The sequence below is a fragment of the Sphingobacterium sp. xlx-96 genome, assembly GCF_011007365.1.
Taxonomy (GTDB): Bacteria; Bacteroidota; Bacteroidia; order Sphingobacteriales; family Sphingobacteriaceae; genus Sphingobacterium; species Sphingobacterium luzhongxinii.
The window spans coordinates 276,540-293,005 of record NZ_WFKM01000001.1 but is presented as its reverse complement, the minus strand read 5'-3'; the positions used below and the strand labels follow the sequence as shown (position 1 = coordinate 293,005).

The window sequence follows — 16,466 nt, the reverse complement described above, 5'->3', positions numbered from 1 at the left end:
TATATATTCCTCTATTGACTATTATAGTACAAATAATCAGAATGTACTATTTGACCATTTTCCACATAAAAAATTTGGATATTAAAATAGTATTGAGGTGAACTATATATACTAACATTACCTTCTGTGTACCAGCCGTTACTAATCCAAGGTGAGGTTTTTAAATTACTATTATGTAAACCGTTATACTGTGCATTATTACCGCTCTGTGCATTATTACCAGCACTGTATTGATAAGCATAAGTATTTGTATTTACATATATTTGTGTGCCCGTTGGGTCATCACTTACATCACCGCTATATTTAAGATTATCACACATTTGCAATTTATCTGCAAATGATAGCATCATCGGGTGGTTTGAAATATAACAATAATTTAAACTAGTTATTGATTCAGGTATGTTATTTACATATATGATACCACCCATACCACCTTCCCATATTTTTTGACCATTAGCATTATAGAAAATTAACCTTGGTTCTCCACCAAGTAAACCCATCTCAATACCTGTTTGACCGTTATTATGTCGGATTTTGATTGTATTATCATTTGTTTCATTTATTGTTAACCTATTATTTGCTTCAGAAGTTTTTACTTGTCTAGCTATTAACGTATCAGCAACTAATTTATCAGCAGTAATTGTACCTGTACGGATTTGATTACCATTAATTTCAGTTGTTCCTGCATATGTCCAATTACTTACAGTATTTTGAGCATTATTAGCTACACCTAAAGCTGTATTGGCTGTTGAATTAACATTATTTAAATTATTCTGTGTACTACTATCCAATGATTCAAATGTAACCTTACCTGTCATCACAATACTTTTACCAAATAAACTTATTTGATTAGCATCCATTGAAAACTTGGATTCAATTTGTTGTATTGTTGGTAAATTATTGTAATCTGTTATATCATAACATCCTGCAAAAGCTATTCTACAAGATACGTTAGGTGCATCCCCAAAATAGAAAAAGTTTGTAGAGCTAAAAGTACCTGTAGAACCACATTCAACTATTGATATGTATTCAGTAAAATTATTAATACCTCTACCTGCTTGTGGTGTTAACCACATTTGAGTATAACCATCACCTGCATTATTACTATTAAAAAATATATTTCTACCTTCTTCAAAAGCTAATACTAACCTTACTATAAATTTTGCTTTTGCTCTTGATTGTGTAGAAAAATAGAAACCTCCTAACCCTGGAGAAGTTGAACCATTACCACCGTAATAATAATATAAACCATACGGTGATGATGTTGGGAATGTTTCTCCAAAATCAGTTTTTGGTAACCTTGTAAATACTACATTTGTATTATTACCTGTATTGTTATATAATGATAACCCATTGAACCCTTCAATAAATGTAGGGTCAGTATTTAATGGTTTACCCTGCATCCAAGAATTCTTTATTGCAACACCATCTACTTGAGATTTAACAGTTAAATTAATTTGGTCAGGTTGTAGTTTGAATTCAGCTGTATCCATTCTACCTGTTAAATTATTAATCCTTGTTGATTCAGCTGTAATAGCATTATTAACAACAGTTATTTGAGAATTGGTATATGTTTTAGATTCAAACTCCTGTGTTATATCCTCCAATATTATACTATCACAGTCTATAATAGCATTACCACCTCCATAGTTAAAACCCATAGCAACTTTGATATACGCTATATTATTATAACTCTGTCCAGGTATATATTCCCCTGTTTTAGTGTACCAAACATTTAATTCATCAGCAGGTAAATTTTGGCCTGAAAATACAAAGTAATCTAATCCTATGTTATTTGGTGCAGTACCATCAGCGTAATATTGAGCAAAACCACAATATGTTGTACTACCTACTGTAGAATATTGTCTTACACAATACCTTACAGTTACCCTATATCTATGACCATTAATAATAGGTATCGGATTCTTTGAATATAACCAAGAACCTCCTGCTTCTGTCCTCCATACATTACCACCATTAACACCTATATTTGGCACTATCTTACAAGTGGGATGTGATACACCACCTGACGGATTAAAACCACCACTTTCTGACCATAAATCAAACCCTCTCTCAAAGTTTCCATCATAGGTGTTTTTTTCCAATACCTTTTGAGTGGTAGTTGATGATGTAACTGAATACATCTGATTAACTTGATTCATAACAGGGTTAGATATGTTAAAAATACCATCGCCACCTGCACCTTCCATATATAACATATCAATAGTATTCCAACCTGTTTTAAGAACTAAATTTACTACAGCACCAGCTACATAATTACTAGACTCATAATTAATAACCCCATCAACATAAGCTGTCATACCGTCATCGTGAGTACAAGTAAATGATATTGTTCTATTTGAATCAACAAAAACCATACAGCGGAAATGACCAATATATGAATCCCAATTATCACCTAGTTTCAAGTTATTACTATCAGGAGTTAACTCGCTGTAAGTACTTGTTAGGTTTTTAATCATTTCTAGTTTTGGTGCAACTATTGGACTAGCTTGTGGATAATCATACTTATTAAATAACCACTTATTCTTACCATTAATATAATCAATGTTTAAAGACTGTTTTAAATAAGCTTCTGTTTTACTAGCTGATAAAGTAATATTAGTATTTGTCTGTACTATCTGTGTCTCTGTATTAGTAATTCTATAATTTACATCATTGAACTGTTGTTCAATATCTTCAGGTGCAGGTGACCAAGTTGTTGCTTTATTACCTTCCTCTAGTTTTATATAAGAAACTGCCGTAGTACCATAAATATGAGGAAATATTGGATATCCACTATAATCATCAACAACATAAGTAAATGTTGTATAATATCTATTATTACCTAAAGCATTTAAACCATCACCATATGTTGAGGCGTTGAAAAAGACTGAACCGTTAGGTGTGCCTGAATCAACATTAAAGGAAAATGTATATTGATTACTTGGTATTAATAAAACTGTAGGTGCTATTGGAAATGCATACCCTCTACTAGATTTTGAATCCCTAACTAAATTCCTTCCACCAATCTTAATATTATTAATACTATTATCCACATCCGATTGTGATACTTTAGATGTAATTGCAGTACTATTAATTTCAATTTGAGCTGTATTAGATGCAACAGTATTACCCATTGTATCAACAGTAGTTGATAATGCAGTTAATTCAATCCTATCAGCCTTTTGTGATATTAAAGTAGTGTTACTTGTAACACGTTCATCAATATCTTCAGGTGCAGGTGACCAAGTTGTTGCTTTATTACCTTCTTCTAATTTTATATCACCAATATAAATTGATTCAGGTGGTATTGAATACATGTAAATACGTACAAAAACATCATTAGTGCTTACAGGTGTTTTAAATTTTTTATAAACAATATTCCATTTATTAGCAAATAATTTTTGATTAGCCTCATAAATTTGTTCTTGATGTACATTTGTTTCACCTGTTTCCACTGTCCAACATTGTATATGTATAATTGCATTACCACTATATTGGTCACCATCAAAATCAACACTTGAAAATATATTTGCTGTAACTGTTATATCATAATCTTGTTTAACACGCATAACAATAGCATTAAACACACCTTGGTCAGAACCCCATATTTTTAATGTATTTTGACCATTATATGTAACTTCATTGGTAACATCGTGACTTGCGCCATTAGTAATCCAAAAATTTTTATTTTTAAAATTACCTGAATTACGTATAAAGTTTCTACCTCCTATTTTAATATTCCCTATAGAAACATCAACTTCAGTTTGAGTTACTTTGGATGCAATTTCATCAGCCTGAATAAGTAATGTAGCTTCAGCACTAGTAACCCTACCCTCAATACCACCAACAGTGTTAGTTAATTCATCAAATTCTGTTTTAGTTGCTCTTAAAGCTATTGCATCAGCATTCTGCTGTATTAATGTTGTTTGATTAGAAACAACTTGATTTAATGCGTTAAAATCAGTTTGTTCCACTTTAGAAGTTAAACCTGTTTCAACAACTTCAAATCTAGTATTTGTCTCAGTTCTAAAAACCTCTAACGCATTTTCAATATCTTCAGGTGCTGGTGTCCATTCACTAACTTTATCACCCAATTCAATCTTAACTTCTTTAATAGTTATAATTTGATTATCATTATCTACATCATATATACCAATAACCCCATTATGAAATGTTGGATTACCCCAATCAACTACTTTTGTTTTTATAACAATACGTGTCCAATCAGTTGTAATCCCATTACCACTATAGTGTTGACTAATTGTTACACCTATCTCTTGATAAGGATAAACTAAGATTGAATTATCAGCTATTGTACCCTTAATATAAAAAGAAACAACAATATCTTCACCTATATGTGGTGTTAATATATCACCAACATTTAAACCAATATACCTAGTTGCGGTACGTTCTTTTTTTGAATCTAAAAATAAATTTCTACCACCAATATTAATTGCATTAATTGCATCTGTAGTGAATTGATTTGCATCAACAATAGCTTGAGCTACCTCAGAATCAGTATACTGAACTGATAAATTATAATAACCTTGTGATATACCTCCTGCTGTATTATTAACATATGAATTTGTTTCAGTTTTACTATAAACATTACTACCACTACCTGTTACAACTTGTAACCTACCTCTAAAATAACCATTATCAGCATAAATACCATAACCTGAAAGAGTACCAAAATTAGGGTCAATAATACCATCTAGTTTTCCAAGCCTAACTTTCATTTTACCTGCTAAACTAGCTGAAGTTACTTTATCAACCACATCTAAATAAGGTGAACCTGAGTCACTAGAAGTTAAATATAACGCCCCTTGTCTACTTATATTACTAGTACTACCAATTCTAACTAAATTATCTTTTCCACTTGGTGTGCTTGCACCCTCTATTATTTGTAAGACAAATGTTGAGTTTACAAAATCAACTTCAGTAACTAATGCAGTATAATATTTCATACCTGTACCATTAAATACTTGACATCTCACAATATCATCTACCAAAAATGGTACTGTCATTGTATTACTATCAGTATCAATACTACATCTATAGTTACTACCTTCAGGTACTGCTTCAGTTATTTCAACTGCATCAGAAACCCATAGTGAACCATTAGTCCCTCTTATTTTATTTACAACTAATTCATAAACACTAAAATCCTTTCTAACTGAAAGTCTATCTAACTCCAACACATAATCACCATTTGCATCATTACCTAATTTAAAACCCTCGCCTGTAAAACCTGGAACAAAGGTTGGTGATGATATCTCTGTTGTACGTATAGTATCAATAAGACCCAAAGGGGATGTTATAGATGTTGTTGCATCTAATAATTTTGTTGTCACTTTATCTGTGGCATTTACATATGTAGCATTAACAACATTGATATTACCAACATTTGCATTAACAGCATCAAATACAACACTAGCTGATGTATTTAAATTCTGATTTATTGTATCTAAATATTCCTTATTGGTATGTGTATGCAAATACAAATCAGCACCATCAAGTGATGTTATAGTATGATTATGAATAATAGGTGCATACCTATCATTACTTTGTGTTTTGGTGTAATAATTTGATAAATCAACAGTGACTGTACCACCTCCATTAGGTGGTAAACTTGAATCATAATTAGGTGATAATTCACTATATACATGTATAACATCTTCTAATGCTATCCATTGTATTAATGTTCTTTTACCTGCTAATTCATATAATGGCACATCACCTTCTAAACCTTCACCAAGCAATAAAAAGTGTCCACCTACTTCATCCTGTTGGATTATTATATGGCCATATGTACCTGCTTCTTTATCAACTAGATTTAATGTAACATTCCTTGTAAGTACAGTTACATTTATATTTGCTTTCTGAATCATATTTATCTTCTTTCAGATAAATATTAAGGCGTAGAAAAAGGGATAACCGTTAGATTATCCCTTTATAAGAAGTGTATTTATAATGTTAGAATACCATTATTACTATTGTGATATATAATACCTGATGCAGGTGTAACAGGTACAGGTAAATCATTTGTTAATAACATTGCACTACTTAGTTCAACACCATTACCCAATGAATAATTTGAAGGAATAAATAAACTTTCAAATTCTAATTCAACCCGTATTCCTTTAGTTCCATTTGTATATTTCTGTTGTACCTTATAACTATTTCCTTTGATTGTAATAGGTACTAATGTGTTATCCTGAAGCTCTACAAAGACCGCTGAAGATGTGTAAATCTCTCTTAATGCAATTGATTCATAATCATTCAAAGTGTCACTAAAGACTTTAAAAGTACTCTTATTTTTGACGTTGATTATCTTAGTGTCACTATTCAATACACCATTATTATTATCATTCAATTGACCGTTATTATCAGGTCTTAATACATTAGTATTCATAGTAGTTTTAGTAATATTTACCGTTTCAATTGGGTTATAGAATTGCCAAGAATCAAAACCACCTAATGAATTTTTATATATAATATTGATAGGTTTATAACTACAGTGTGCATTTTCTAAAATATATGCTTTTGTTTCACTTTTAACTTCATCCAAATCATTTAATAATTCAACTCTATAATGTCCTACATCACTAAAATCAATATCATGTATTGTATTTAAAATCTTTGCTGAAACATTCAATCTTATTAAATCCCCTTCAGGTAATGGTACAACAATACTATCCTTTAAATCTCCATTTGATTTATATAGATTAATCCTAACCTTAGTTGCTATGTTGTTGCTGTTCAGAAAATATAATAATTCTGCTGAAGTACTTGATTGCTTTGTTATCTGCTGTTTAGTTGATAAGAAATGTATAGGTTGATTATCATTTACATTGAAGCTATATTGATTGTATTTATTGAATAGTACCCTATCTAATTCTGCATCCCATATAAGGTATTTATCATTTAAGTTATCATATACTTCACCCGTTATTATATCAGCTCCTGAAGCAATGTATTCAGTTATTTTTAATCTATATTCTAATGTACCATCAACAACAGATGCTATTACAGCATTATCATTATTTACTTCTGTTTCTACCAAGTTTTTTAATATAGTTGATAAATCAAATGATACCTCTGAAGGGTTGTTTGGTCTTGGAAAGTATTTACTACTTGTTATTATTTTGTTATTGTTTATCTCTATTACATCCAGCTGAAAGTATATTAAATTAGTTATGTTACTACTAATAGTAAACAAACTGTAATTACCTGAAGGTGATACATTATAAGGTGCTTTAGTTATTGTTATAGCCATATTTTTTATCTTCTCTTTTATCATAAATATTAAACCAATAAAAAACCCCTATTGGCTGTGGTGTCCTTTAGGGGTTTATGTTGCAACTATTATATAAGAAGATATCTATTTCTTTTTGTGTACATTATCACCGTATTGGTTAAAAATATAGAATTTGATTTGTTCACCTAAATTTGCTTTTACTCTAGTATTTAATTCCTGCTTTAATCTATCAACGTTTTTATCCCAATAACCCTTTCCTTTATAACCTTTTTTATAGATGCTCATTCTAATAGCACCTGCAAGTGCATTGATTTTGTCATCATCTGTCATATCTTCAAATACAGGGTCTTGAAAGAATTTACCATTGTTTCTAGTTATCAATTGCTTTTCTTTTATCCATGCTATTACAGGTGCTAAAGGTGGTTTCAAATTGGTATAGCTATGTACACTACCATGATTTTCCTGTGTACCATTTACACCTCTACTTTGATATATCAAATGTTCCATACCCAAAATTTGGTATTCATTCATATTATTAACTAATACTGATAATTCACCAATAGAGCCTGTAACAACATGTTCACTAACTGCATTTATATCTGTTTTAATCCATTCAATAAACTCTGCAATAATGGCTTCAACAATATTAAGATTGAATGTAAAAGTACCTTTGCTAGTACCTGCATTAGCTACCATATTATCAATTAATGAATTCATTTGTGCTTTCTTACTTGCACCTTTAGCTGTGTTTTTAGCCATGTTATTTTTTAATAATTTCAATCTTTTGTTTTAATAATGTACCGTACATAAAAATAGTTGTAACAGGTTGTTTCATACCTTCCAACATATTAATTTTCATATAATCACACACGTTATTTAACATCTCATGCCATCCCCACATCTTATTGAACTGTTCTTTTATTAGTCTACTATTTTCATCTAATATTGATTCACTTGTGTATTCTGCTTTTTCATCTTTAAACAGTACACTGAATGTTGTAAATACTCTATCAATTGTTTTTCTAAAGACAAAAAAAAACCTTGTACTTTAGCCATAGACCACTTATTAATATCATCAGCAGTATATGTTGAATCCTTTAACATTAATTGAATCATTTGATTAAATACTTTGTAACTGTTCATCTCCTGAAGCTTTATTAAGGTTATAAAGGTTTCATAATCTAATTCATTAATGTTTTTTAATTCAGTTTCATTAATTGATTCCACATCTTTATCTATACTGAATATTTGATTAACAATATTAATAACATCAGTAGTTGATAGTTTTAAATCAATTAATGATTTGCCTATAAACACCCATAGATAAGCATCAACAGTTTTTGTTATAATATTAACATCCTCATCATCAGGCAGTATTTCAAATAATTCTATATATTTCTCTAAAGTAATATCACTCCATTTAGTAGGTAGTAGTTCTTTTATTTCTTGTAATTCCATCATTATTTATCTCCTTATACTGATAAATATTAGAATGAGAATCTATTAAAGAATTCTTCAGGTGTAGCAGTTCTACCCATTTCTAAGTGCTTATATGCTAAAGCTAAAGCATCCACTGTATCATCAAACATACCTGACATTGCATCAAAACTAATCTTTTTACTTTTTTGATTGATTGTCATATTGAAGGTTGATAATTCTGAAGCTACCAATTCATCAAATTTTAATTTATCCTTTACTAATGCATGTCTTAATTCCATGAATAATTTAGGTTTACTTTCACCTGTAAATTCAAATCCCATCCAATTAGGTTTATTTATTGCAAGTAATTGTAATGCTAATGCTCCCTGTCCACCACTACCATCTATAACTTTTAATACATTATCAGGTAGTGATTCTAATGTTGCCAATATTTCCAACCAATTATTTTTAATTAGGTGAATGTGTGAAGTCATCTTACCATCTTCATCAAGTCCGATAATACTAGTTCTATCTTTTTTTGATGCAATATCACACCCATATACAACTGTTTGTTTGCTTGAATACTCTTTAATGGTGTTCCTTTCAATCACATCCAAAGAAACTATTGCATCCACATTTTCACCTGCAATTGCTAACATCTCCTGTTTGTAATCACTACCTGATTCTTCTTTCATTATCTCCAACATTTCCTTTGTAATCAAAGGATTATTATATGTAGTTCTATGAAAGTGTTTCCAATTTGGTGACTGCTTATTACATAGCTCAAAGAAGAAATCTTTACCTTTTGGTGTACCACAAAATAACACCTTACCACCATAATCACCAATGACAAAGACTATAATGCTTTTCCACACATAAGATAGATTAGGGATGTTAGCACTTTCATCTACAACCACCCTGTGATAATGTTTACCACGTACATTTTCTACTGCATTTGGTTCCCCTGAAAAACATTTTAATTTACCACCTGTTTCAGGTATTTTAATTGTGTAATGACTTCTATTAATTTCTACTAATTCAGGTGGTAATATTTGACTTACTTCATCAAAAAATTCCCTTGCATAATCTAATGTAGGTGCTATAAATGCACATTCTTCACCATTAAGAATACCCGATAATAACCATATCATACTGATAGTAGATTTACCATATCTTCTACCACATAATAGAGTTACAAATTGATGTGTATCAAGTGCATCTAATATATCCTGTTGACCTTGTGAATGTGGTATTGGTAATACTATTTGCATTAATTACCATCACTTTCTGCATCATCTACATTAGTGCCTTTATTTAATTTATATGGTTTAAAAACCACTTCAATTTTAGTGTCCTGTTTTACTTCAGTTTCATTTTTTGTTGCTGATAATTTAGGTTTAATGTAATTCATCAGGTCTATATATACCTGCAATCTCCTACTACTATTTACTTGTGTTAAATCTTCTATTATTGTTTCAGCTAAAGAATCCATGACCATTTCAATAGTGGCTTTCTGTCTTGCTGTTGTTTTGTTTAACGCTCCTTTTGGTCTTCCTTTAGGGTTACCACTCACCCCTTTTTTTATACTTGTTTTATTTGCCTTCTGTGGTTGTCTTCCTGCCATTTCCCTGTTTATGCCTGTTGTTTAATTGGCATTCTCCACAAATAAATATTAATGCAACATTATTGCATCTATAAAATAGAACACAAAAAAAAAAAGGATAGCTTTATTTGCTATCCCAAAAATTAACATCACGGTTAAATGGTATTACCTTTTTTATTTTTTTTATCAAATCTAGTGACCTTTTTTTCCTTTGTTTTCTTACTTCTGCTGTATCACCTAACTTACTATAAATTGGCATCAGTACCAATTTAGTTTTCCATTCATCTAAATGTATATATACCCCATCAACATCATTAAACAATGTTTGTGAATTAATATTAAATCTAAAATTGTTTAATAGTCCAACATCGTGTAAGGGCTGTAAAACACCAAATTCCCCTTTTAATTGTAGTTCATTCATATTATTTGCTATCCCTTAGTTTAATTTTTTGTTGCACTTAATTTAGGTTTTTGATACTCTAAAAGTATTGAATATAATGTTAATGCTGACCTTGTAGAAAGATTATTAATATCCATCATACGTTTTTCAATTAGTTCCATCAAAAGAAATAATAGTTCATCACCATCTTTTTTTTTACCCTTAGCCTTTCTGCCTGCTTTTTTATAAATTATATACTCATCTAAAAACACATGCACATTATCAGCGATTGAAACACCTAGATGACCTACCTCATTAATTATACCGTACTCTGATTCTAATAGAGTTGGTTTTAGTTCTGTTTCAATCACATCTTCAAATCTTTTATACTGAGAAAAATTCTTTAACTTTAAGTTATATAATATGATTATATCATATTTTTTAGTTCTAACATCTAAATTATCAATTGTTTGAACTTCAATGTTATTGTCAAAAGGTCTTATTACAGGTGATGATAGTAATTTTTCTACCTTCTTAGTAATTTTTGTTGTTATTAACAATGCTCTCATTATTTACCCTTAGCCTTTCTACCTGCCTTTTTGGGTGCGGATTCTTTTACTTCTTCAATATTATCATGTCCAATTGGATTAAATGGGTTAACCTCATTTACATTTTTAGCATTGTATTCAACACTACCAACAATTGGTTCTTCATCAACTTCAATAATATGTGTACCATCAGGTAGAGTAAATAATTTTTTATAAAATTCTGCTTCTTTATCTTCTTCATCAATAACTTCAACTTCATCATTTCTCATTAACCTGTCATATATTGGTACCATCATTTTGATGAATTTCAAAATATCATTGCTACAACCATCACAAATATTTTGTGCAAATTTTGTCTGTGGATATGCTTCCTGTGCTAGTTTAGCAATACTATTCAATTGATTCACTGTATTAGTATTAATGCTAACATTTTGCACATTGTTCTTAATTTTATTTAAGATATCCTCTATTGTTTTTAATTCTTCTAATAATTCTTTTTCTTTTATACTTATCATTTTTTAATTTCTGTTAAATTTTATTCTGTTTACAATATTGTAAACTTCAATTTCTTTGTTTTCCCATGCTGTTTTTTCAGCTTTTAAAATCCTACCTTTTTTAAAAGCCACTTCATTGAATAATTCTAATTCTTCAGGGGTCATTTGTTCAATTACTTCTTCTACAGTTATGTTATAGTCTCTTTTGAAATTGGAATAATCTTCTTCTTTATCTTCTTCTTCAACAAATACATCTAATTCAATACCATTACTATTTATTCTATTTAATGAATTGAAATCAGTTTTTTCAAAATAACTAACATTAGGATGTTTCTTTTTTTCAGTGCGTTCTAAAAACAATTGGCATTTTGCAATCCAACAAATCATAGCGGTTAGGTGGCGTGGGTTCTCTGCTAGTTCAACGATTCCTTTCATTACTTTTCCATTTTTATCTGTTACACTTTCTGCTTTTATCTTGGAAATGTGTACAAACAACTCAGAATAAAAATCATCTATCATTTCATTAAGGTTTGTTTTTATACCTTTCATTACTAACCACCTTTTGATATATACTTTAATAGGATTTTCTTTACTCTTAGAATATATACCCATATATAACCCGTTAATCCTCCCCGTTTCCCATAACTCGGTAATTATTTCATCTCTTCTTTTATTTATATCCAACCTTTATTTTAACTTATTTTAATCGGTAAAGCATCCTTTACCCTCTCAATTAACAACCCTAAAAAAGGTGTTGATAATGTCACAAACAACATCTGCAAGGTGGTAAGACTATGTAAGTTAAACACACCAATTATTACTGAAATCCAAAAACACATACAAAAAACACAATTTAAGGGTCTACCATACTTTTTTAAATACTTGTATCCTGGCATTTGCAATAGACTATTCACTACTAAAGCAATCACAAATGCACTACTAATTACTTCCACCATCTTCTTTAATACTTAAAATCTCAATCAGGTTTATCAAATTCCCCTTAACCCTTTCATTATTAATAAGGATAGATAGAATAATATCCTTAGTATAACCCAATTCTAATAATCTATCTATCCAATCTTTATTTTCCTTATTCTTCATCAATTACTTCTTCACCAATCACTTCTACATTTCTACCTAGTTGTGTTAAATGTTCAACTACTTTTACTTCAACATTATCAATATTCAATACAAAATCATTATTTAAAATCATTTCAAAATTTAACGGTAAGAAACTATAATCTTTAGGTGAAAATGAACCTTCACCTGCATTATAATCTTCAATGCTTTTAAATACCTGCAATTGAATTTTAATTGTTGTTTTTTCATTCTCAATTGTTACAGGTTCTGAATTTCCACCTGTTGGTGGTGTTGCCATTGTATTATACCTTACTTCTACACCTTTATTGTATGTGTAGCTACTTACTTTAGCTACTGCATCTGTGGTAGACCATCCACCAAATGCTTTTATTTCATCATTTATTTTTATCATATCTTCTTAATTAATTAAATCAAAAATTTGGTTATAAAACCCTGTCACATTTTCAAAATCTTCAATTGAAAAACTGTGTGTTATTTCAATATCCTCATTCATTACAGCATTATATTCTGCTGAAAAACTTGTTGCATTTTCATCAGATTCAAAAATATATTGTGATTCCCCTTCAGGTAATACACCATATTTATTTAAAAGCTCAATTCTTTTTGTTTCTGCTTGCTCAGTAATTTCTTTTAGCTCTTTATTCAGTTTATTCAACTTGTACTTAACAGCAAACTTTACATCTTCCTGTTGTAGTCTATCTACTTCTGTTTGCAATACTTTTATTTCTTCTACTCTCATTTTTATTTTTTTATTAATTCTTCTATTTTTTGGCAAATCTCATATTGTTCTTTCTGCTCCATCACTTTTTGAATGTTCTTCAGGTATTGTATTCTAATAGCTGTACCATCATCTTCATCACCTTCTTTATTTTCCTTTATATCCTGTATACAGCTAATCAGATATATTATGTTCAATTGGTCATTGTTTAGTATATCTTTTACCTCAAACATCAAGTTTTCTATTTCCATTTGTATCTTCTTTATTATAAATATCCCTTCAAAAAGTAAATGCACTTTTTGAGTGCATAATTTTTTAAAATTATTTTTAAAGCTCTGATTAGCAGTTAGATTATTTTTATCTTTTCTAAAATATCATCTAAAAACTCTTCTGTTATACCTGTTTTTAATTTTTTTAAAACTTCAGTTATTTTGAAATCTGCTAATTGCTTACTGCCACTTTTAACATAACATTTAACAATGCCTGCCTTCAGGCATTCAGCGTAATCAATTATCACATAGTCTGAAGTGTGATAATCATTTTGGTTCATTTCAGATTTATAATTACCCCTCTTTTCAATTGTATATAAATTCAGGTGGTGAACCGCCTTTAGGTCATAAACAACACACACATTATCATCAAAGAGGCAATAAAGTGATTTATCACCTGTTGGTACTTCTTTAGTTAGATAATCAAAATCTGATACTGTAATTAGGTTAGTTAGGGTCTGTGATATTACCTGCTTCAGGCATTTCAATTCTACATATTTATCATGTTCTTCACCTCTAACTATTAAATCATACTTTGAAAATTGGTCATCAGGTATTATTATCTTTTCTTCAGTCTTGGGAAAAAGTTTTAAAAACAAACTAATCCCTATTTCATCCATTAATTTAAATTTATCCATTATTCATTTTTCTCATAAATAGTCAGCTAAATGAAAAAGTGCCAATATTTATTTTTTTTATTATAAAATAATGTAGGGTGGATGGTTTTTAAAGTCCATAAAAAAAGGATAGCTTTATTGGCTATCCTTTACATCTTTTGAAAGTTGTTGAAGTGTAACAGTATCAGACTTATTTACTAAATTTTGATACATATACTCTTCATCACATACTGCACCATTTGACAACATTATTTTTAAATCTTTATTTACTCCAACGACATCTAAAGTATCTTTTCCGACTTTAACTTTCATATTGTAAATAGTTTCAGCAACCATTTCAATTATTTCTTTCTTTTTTTGATACCTTTTATTAACGTTACCTAAAAAAATATTACCTAAAAAATATATTGCTATTATACATATAGCAATCAATAATAATCCTCTTATTTTTTCTCTATTCATTATTCATTTTTATTATAAATAGTCAGCTAAATGAAAAGTGACATATTTATTTTCACTTTTTTTTAACTACTTATAACTAATATATATCAGCGTTGAAATTATATAAAGGACATAAAAAAGGGATGCAAAATGAATTGCACCCCTAACAAAAAATATTTTGGGAATATTTATTTATTGTTTTGTTGGTTATGTCTTTGTTCCAACTTCTTTATTAATTCACCTTGATTATTAATTAACAAGCTATTTGTAATACTTTGTTCTTTATATTTCCTCATCTCCTCCTTTTGCTTTTTAATTCTTTCAAGTGCTTGCATAGCTCTTTCATCTCTATCACCAAATAATAAATCTTTCACATCAATATTATCAGCTTCAGCATTTAAATCAACAATCAATTTTCCATCTTCCTCACTTATCCCACATGCTACATCATGTATATACTTATCTAATATATCAATCTGTTTAGTTGTAAGCTTGTGCAACTTAGATATCTGCAATGCCACCTGATTCATAAACCCCTTTAAAAAATCATTTTCCTGTATTTTACCTTCATTTATATATCTTTTGATTATCAGGTACTTTTGTTTATTTGTTATATCATTAATTTTCATTTACTAACTTCTTTTTAAAAATTCTATCTACAGCAAATTGAATATTTACTTTTGTTTGTTCCTTATAACTTTCAGGTTGAACAGGTAAAATAAACTTTCTTAATGCCTTTTCAATTGCCACACTTTCTATTGCTCCCATATTCTTCTGAAGTGTTATATATTCATCAATTGCAGGTGTATTTGTTGGTGTATATTTTATTTCATTTTCTTCAGTTACATTTACTGCTGTAATCATTTGTATAACCTTTACATCTTCAGGTATATCAATTACTACTTCTTCAACTTCAAAAAATGGTTTATCATCATCAACTTCATGTTTTTCTACTTCTACCTGTTGAATTAAGTTATTTTCTATATTATTTAATGATTCTTTAACTATTTTTTGTTCCCTTTTAGGTAGCACCCAAAAATTCATTTCCTTAAACTTCTGAAGGAAAGCATAAGATGTTGGTAAGTGTATTAATTCTGTATTTTTACCTTTAAATTTCCACCATTTAACAGCCTGATATGTATTACATTTTCCTGCTTCAGCAGATGCATTACCTGTTTGTTTTATTATATTGTTAGCTATCAATAGCTTCTTCAACTTTTCCAAATCATCACTGCCAAACAACTTTCTATGTTCATTTGTGTGTAATTGGTAATACTTATTATTAAAATCTTTTTGACCTATTAATTTATCACCCCTATTAATCAACCAAACTAAAAATAAAGCCTTACTTCTAAATAGTTGTGTTTTTCCAATTGTTGCAATTTCTATATCTTCTATTACGTCCTGTGGTACTCCAATAGTTATAATATTTTTTTCTTCTTTTATACCATTACTTGGTGATTCTTTTTTTACTTCTGTTATCATCTTTTTATTTTTTTTTAAATCTTTCTGTTACCATCCTTTCAAATTGGGATAGGTTAATTACTCCTATCCCTGATGATAACATTGTTTCTTTTTTATTATAAATACTCTGACTTTTAGTAGTTGAAATA

The 16,466-nt window shown here is 29.3% G+C and carries 18 protein-coding genes; all 18 read right to left on the bottom strand.

Translation table 11 applies throughout. From position 1 onward, the window contains the following. Positions 1-11: 11 nt before the first annotated feature. Positions 12-5,894 carry a hypothetical protein gene (locus tag G7B20_RS01390; RefSeq protein ID WP_164108245.1) on the bottom strand — a complete coding sequence of 1,961 codons (5,883 nt, stop codon included), beginning with the start codon at positions 5,892-5,894 and terminating at the stop codon, positions 12-14. Positions 5,895-5,971: 77 nt separating this feature from the next. Continuing rightward, the gene (locus G7B20_RS01385; RefSeq protein WP_164108244.1) at positions 5,972-7,306 is read right to left on the bottom strand and encodes a hypothetical protein; all 1,335 of its coding nucleotides are present in this window, start codon (positions 7,304-7,306) and stop codon (positions 5,972-5,974) included. An 81-nt stretch (positions 7,307-7,387) separates the two neighbouring features. Continuing rightward, on the bottom strand, positions 7,388-8,023 hold the full coding sequence (locus G7B20_RS01380) for a hypothetical protein (RefSeq protein WP_164108243.1): 636 nt from the start codon (positions 8,021-8,023) through the stop codon (positions 7,388-7,390). A gap of 180 nt (positions 8,024-8,203) precedes the next feature. Next, positions 8,204-8,725, bottom strand: coding sequence for a hypothetical protein (locus tag G7B20_RS01375; protein ID WP_164108242.1), 522 nt, complete (start codon positions 8,723-8,725; stop codon positions 8,204-8,206). Positions 8,726-8,751: 26 nt separating this feature from the next. Continuing rightward, positions 8,752-9,954: a terminase large subunit domain-containing protein gene (locus tag G7B20_RS01370; RefSeq protein ID WP_164108241.1), complete on the bottom strand. Its 1,203-nt coding sequence runs from the start codon at positions 9,952-9,954 to the stop codon at positions 8,752-8,754. Beyond that, positions 9,954-10,307: a DUF5681 domain-containing protein gene (locus tag G7B20_RS01365; protein WP_164108240.1), complete on the bottom strand. Its 354-nt coding sequence runs from the start codon at positions 10,305-10,307 to the stop codon at positions 9,954-9,956. The genes G7B20_RS01370 and G7B20_RS01365 overlap by 1 nt, the downstream gene beginning before the upstream one ends. Positions 10,308-10,410: 103 nt before the next feature. After that, positions 10,411-10,707 (bottom strand): hypothetical protein, encoded by a 297-nt coding sequence (locus G7B20_RS01360; protein WP_164108239.1) that lies wholly within the window; start codon positions 10,705-10,707, stop codon positions 10,411-10,413. A gap of 20 nt (positions 10,708-10,727) precedes the next feature. Continuing rightward, positions 10,728-11,234: a hypothetical protein gene (locus tag G7B20_RS01355; RefSeq protein ID WP_164108238.1), complete on the bottom strand. Its 507-nt coding sequence runs from the start codon at positions 11,232-11,234 to the stop codon at positions 10,728-10,730. Next, on the bottom strand, positions 11,234-11,728 hold the full coding sequence (locus G7B20_RS01350; protein ID WP_164108237.1) for a hypothetical protein: 495 nt from the start codon (positions 11,726-11,728) through the stop codon (positions 11,234-11,236). The genes G7B20_RS01355 and G7B20_RS01350 overlap by 1 nt, the downstream gene beginning before the upstream one ends. 3 nt (positions 11,729-11,731) lie before the next feature. Then, positions 11,732-12,391 (bottom strand): hypothetical protein, encoded by a 660-nt coding sequence (locus G7B20_RS01345; RefSeq protein WP_164108236.1) that lies wholly within the window; start codon positions 12,389-12,391, stop codon positions 11,732-11,734. A gap of 255 nt (positions 12,392-12,646) precedes the next feature. After that, positions 12,647-12,808 carry a hypothetical protein gene (locus tag G7B20_RS01340; RefSeq protein ID WP_164108235.1) on the bottom strand — a complete coding sequence of 54 codons (162 nt, stop codon included), beginning with the start codon at positions 12,806-12,808 and terminating at the stop codon, positions 12,647-12,649. Then, positions 12,798-13,199, bottom strand: a complete 402-nt coding sequence (locus G7B20_RS01335; protein WP_164108234.1) for a hypothetical protein — start codon at positions 13,197-13,199, stop codon at positions 12,798-12,800. Before G7B20_RS01335 ends, G7B20_RS01340 begins: the two co-directional genes overlap by 11 nt. A 6-nt stretch (positions 13,200-13,205) precedes the next feature. Beyond that, positions 13,206-13,547 carry a hypothetical protein gene (locus tag G7B20_RS01330; RefSeq protein ID WP_164108233.1) on the bottom strand — a complete coding sequence of 114 codons (342 nt, stop codon included), beginning with the start codon at positions 13,545-13,547 and terminating at the stop codon, positions 13,206-13,208. Between the two features lie 2 nt (positions 13,548-13,549). Then, complete coding sequence (locus G7B20_RS01325) at positions 13,550-13,777, bottom strand: hypothetical protein (RefSeq protein WP_164108232.1); 228 nt, start codon at positions 13,775-13,777, stop codon at positions 13,550-13,552. Positions 13,778-13,872: 95 nt separating this feature from the next. Beyond that, entirely contained in the window at positions 13,873-14,433 is a 561-nt protein-coding gene (locus G7B20_RS01320) for a hypothetical protein (RefSeq protein ID WP_164108231.1), read from the bottom strand. A gap of 114 nt (positions 14,434-14,547) precedes the next feature. Continuing rightward, entirely contained in the window at positions 14,548-14,874 is a 327-nt protein-coding gene (locus tag G7B20_RS01315; protein WP_164108230.1) for a hypothetical protein, read from the bottom strand. A gap of 167 nt (positions 14,875-15,041) precedes the next feature. Further along, complete coding sequence (locus G7B20_RS01310; RefSeq protein WP_164108229.1) at positions 15,042-15,482, bottom strand: hypothetical protein; 441 nt, start codon at positions 15,480-15,482, stop codon at positions 15,042-15,044. Further along, positions 15,472-16,338 carry a hypothetical protein gene (locus tag G7B20_RS01305; protein ID WP_164108228.1) on the bottom strand — a complete coding sequence of 289 codons (867 nt, stop codon included), beginning with the start codon at positions 16,336-16,338 and terminating at the stop codon, positions 15,472-15,474. Before G7B20_RS01305 ends, G7B20_RS01310 begins: the two co-directional genes overlap by 11 nt. Between the last annotated feature and the right edge of the window lie 128 nt (positions 16,339-16,466).

What these genes read in the sequence shown, in the direction of transcription:
- G7B20_RS01390 (WP_164108245.1), bottom strand. Translation starts at nt 5,894, where the DNA reads ATGATTCAGAAAGCAAATATAAATGTAACTGTACTTACAAGGAATGTT.
- G7B20_RS01385 (WP_164108244.1), bottom strand. Translation starts at nt 7,306, where the DNA reads ATGATAAAAGAGAAGATAAAAAATATGGCTATAACAATAACTAAAGCA.
- G7B20_RS01380 (WP_164108243.1), bottom strand. Translation starts at nt 8,023, where the DNA reads ATGGCTAAAAACACAGCTAAAGGTGCAAGTAAGAAAGCACAAATGAAT.
- G7B20_RS01375 (WP_164108242.1), bottom strand. Translation starts at nt 8,725, where the DNA reads ATGATGGAATTACAAGAAATAAAAGAACTACTACCTACTAAATGGAGT.
- G7B20_RS01370 (WP_164108241.1), bottom strand. Translation starts at nt 9,954, where the DNA reads ATGCAAATAGTATTACCAATACCACATTCACAAGGTCAACAGGATATA.
- G7B20_RS01365 (WP_164108240.1), bottom strand. Translation starts at nt 10,307, where the DNA reads ATGGCAGGAAGACAACCACAGAAGGCAAATAAAACAAGTATAAAAAAA.
- G7B20_RS01360 (WP_164108239.1), bottom strand. Translation starts at nt 10,707, where the DNA reads ATGAATGAACTACAATTAAAAGGGGAATTTGGTGTTTTACAGCCCTTA.
- G7B20_RS01355 (WP_164108238.1), bottom strand. Translation starts at nt 11,234, where the DNA reads ATGAGAGCATTGTTAATAACAACAAAAATTACTAAGAAGGTAGAAAAA.
- G7B20_RS01350 (WP_164108237.1), bottom strand. Translation starts at nt 11,728, where the DNA reads ATGATAAGTATAAAAGAAAAAGAATTATTAGAAGAATTAAAAACAATA.
- G7B20_RS01340 (WP_164108235.1), bottom strand. Translation starts at nt 12,808, where the DNA reads ATGAAGAATAAGGAAAATAAAGATTGGATAGATAGATTATTAGAATTG.
- G7B20_RS01335 (WP_164108234.1), bottom strand. Translation starts at nt 13,199, where the DNA reads ATGATAAAAATAAATGATGAAATAAAAGCATTTGGTGGATGGTCTACC.
- G7B20_RS01330 (WP_164108233.1), bottom strand. Translation starts at nt 13,547, where the DNA reads ATGAGAGTAGAAGAAATAAAAGTATTGCAAACAGAAGTAGATAGACTA.
- G7B20_RS01325 (WP_164108232.1), bottom strand. Translation starts at nt 13,777, where the DNA reads ATGGAAATAGAAAACTTGATGTTTGAGGTAAAAGATATACTAAACAAT.
- G7B20_RS01320 (WP_164108231.1), bottom strand. Translation starts at nt 14,433, where the DNA reads ATGGATAAATTTAAATTAATGGATGAAATAGGGATTAGTTTGTTTTTA.
- G7B20_RS01315 (WP_164108230.1), bottom strand. Translation starts at nt 14,874, where the DNA reads ATGAATAGAGAAAAAATAAGAGGATTATTATTGATTGCTATATGTATA.
- G7B20_RS01310 (WP_164108229.1), bottom strand. Translation starts at nt 15,482, where the DNA reads ATGAAAATTAATGATATAACAAATAAACAAAAGTACCTGATAATCAAA.
- G7B20_RS01305 (WP_164108228.1), bottom strand. Translation starts at nt 16,338, where the DNA reads ATGATAACAGAAGTAAAAAAAGAATCACCAAGTAATGGTATAAAAGAA.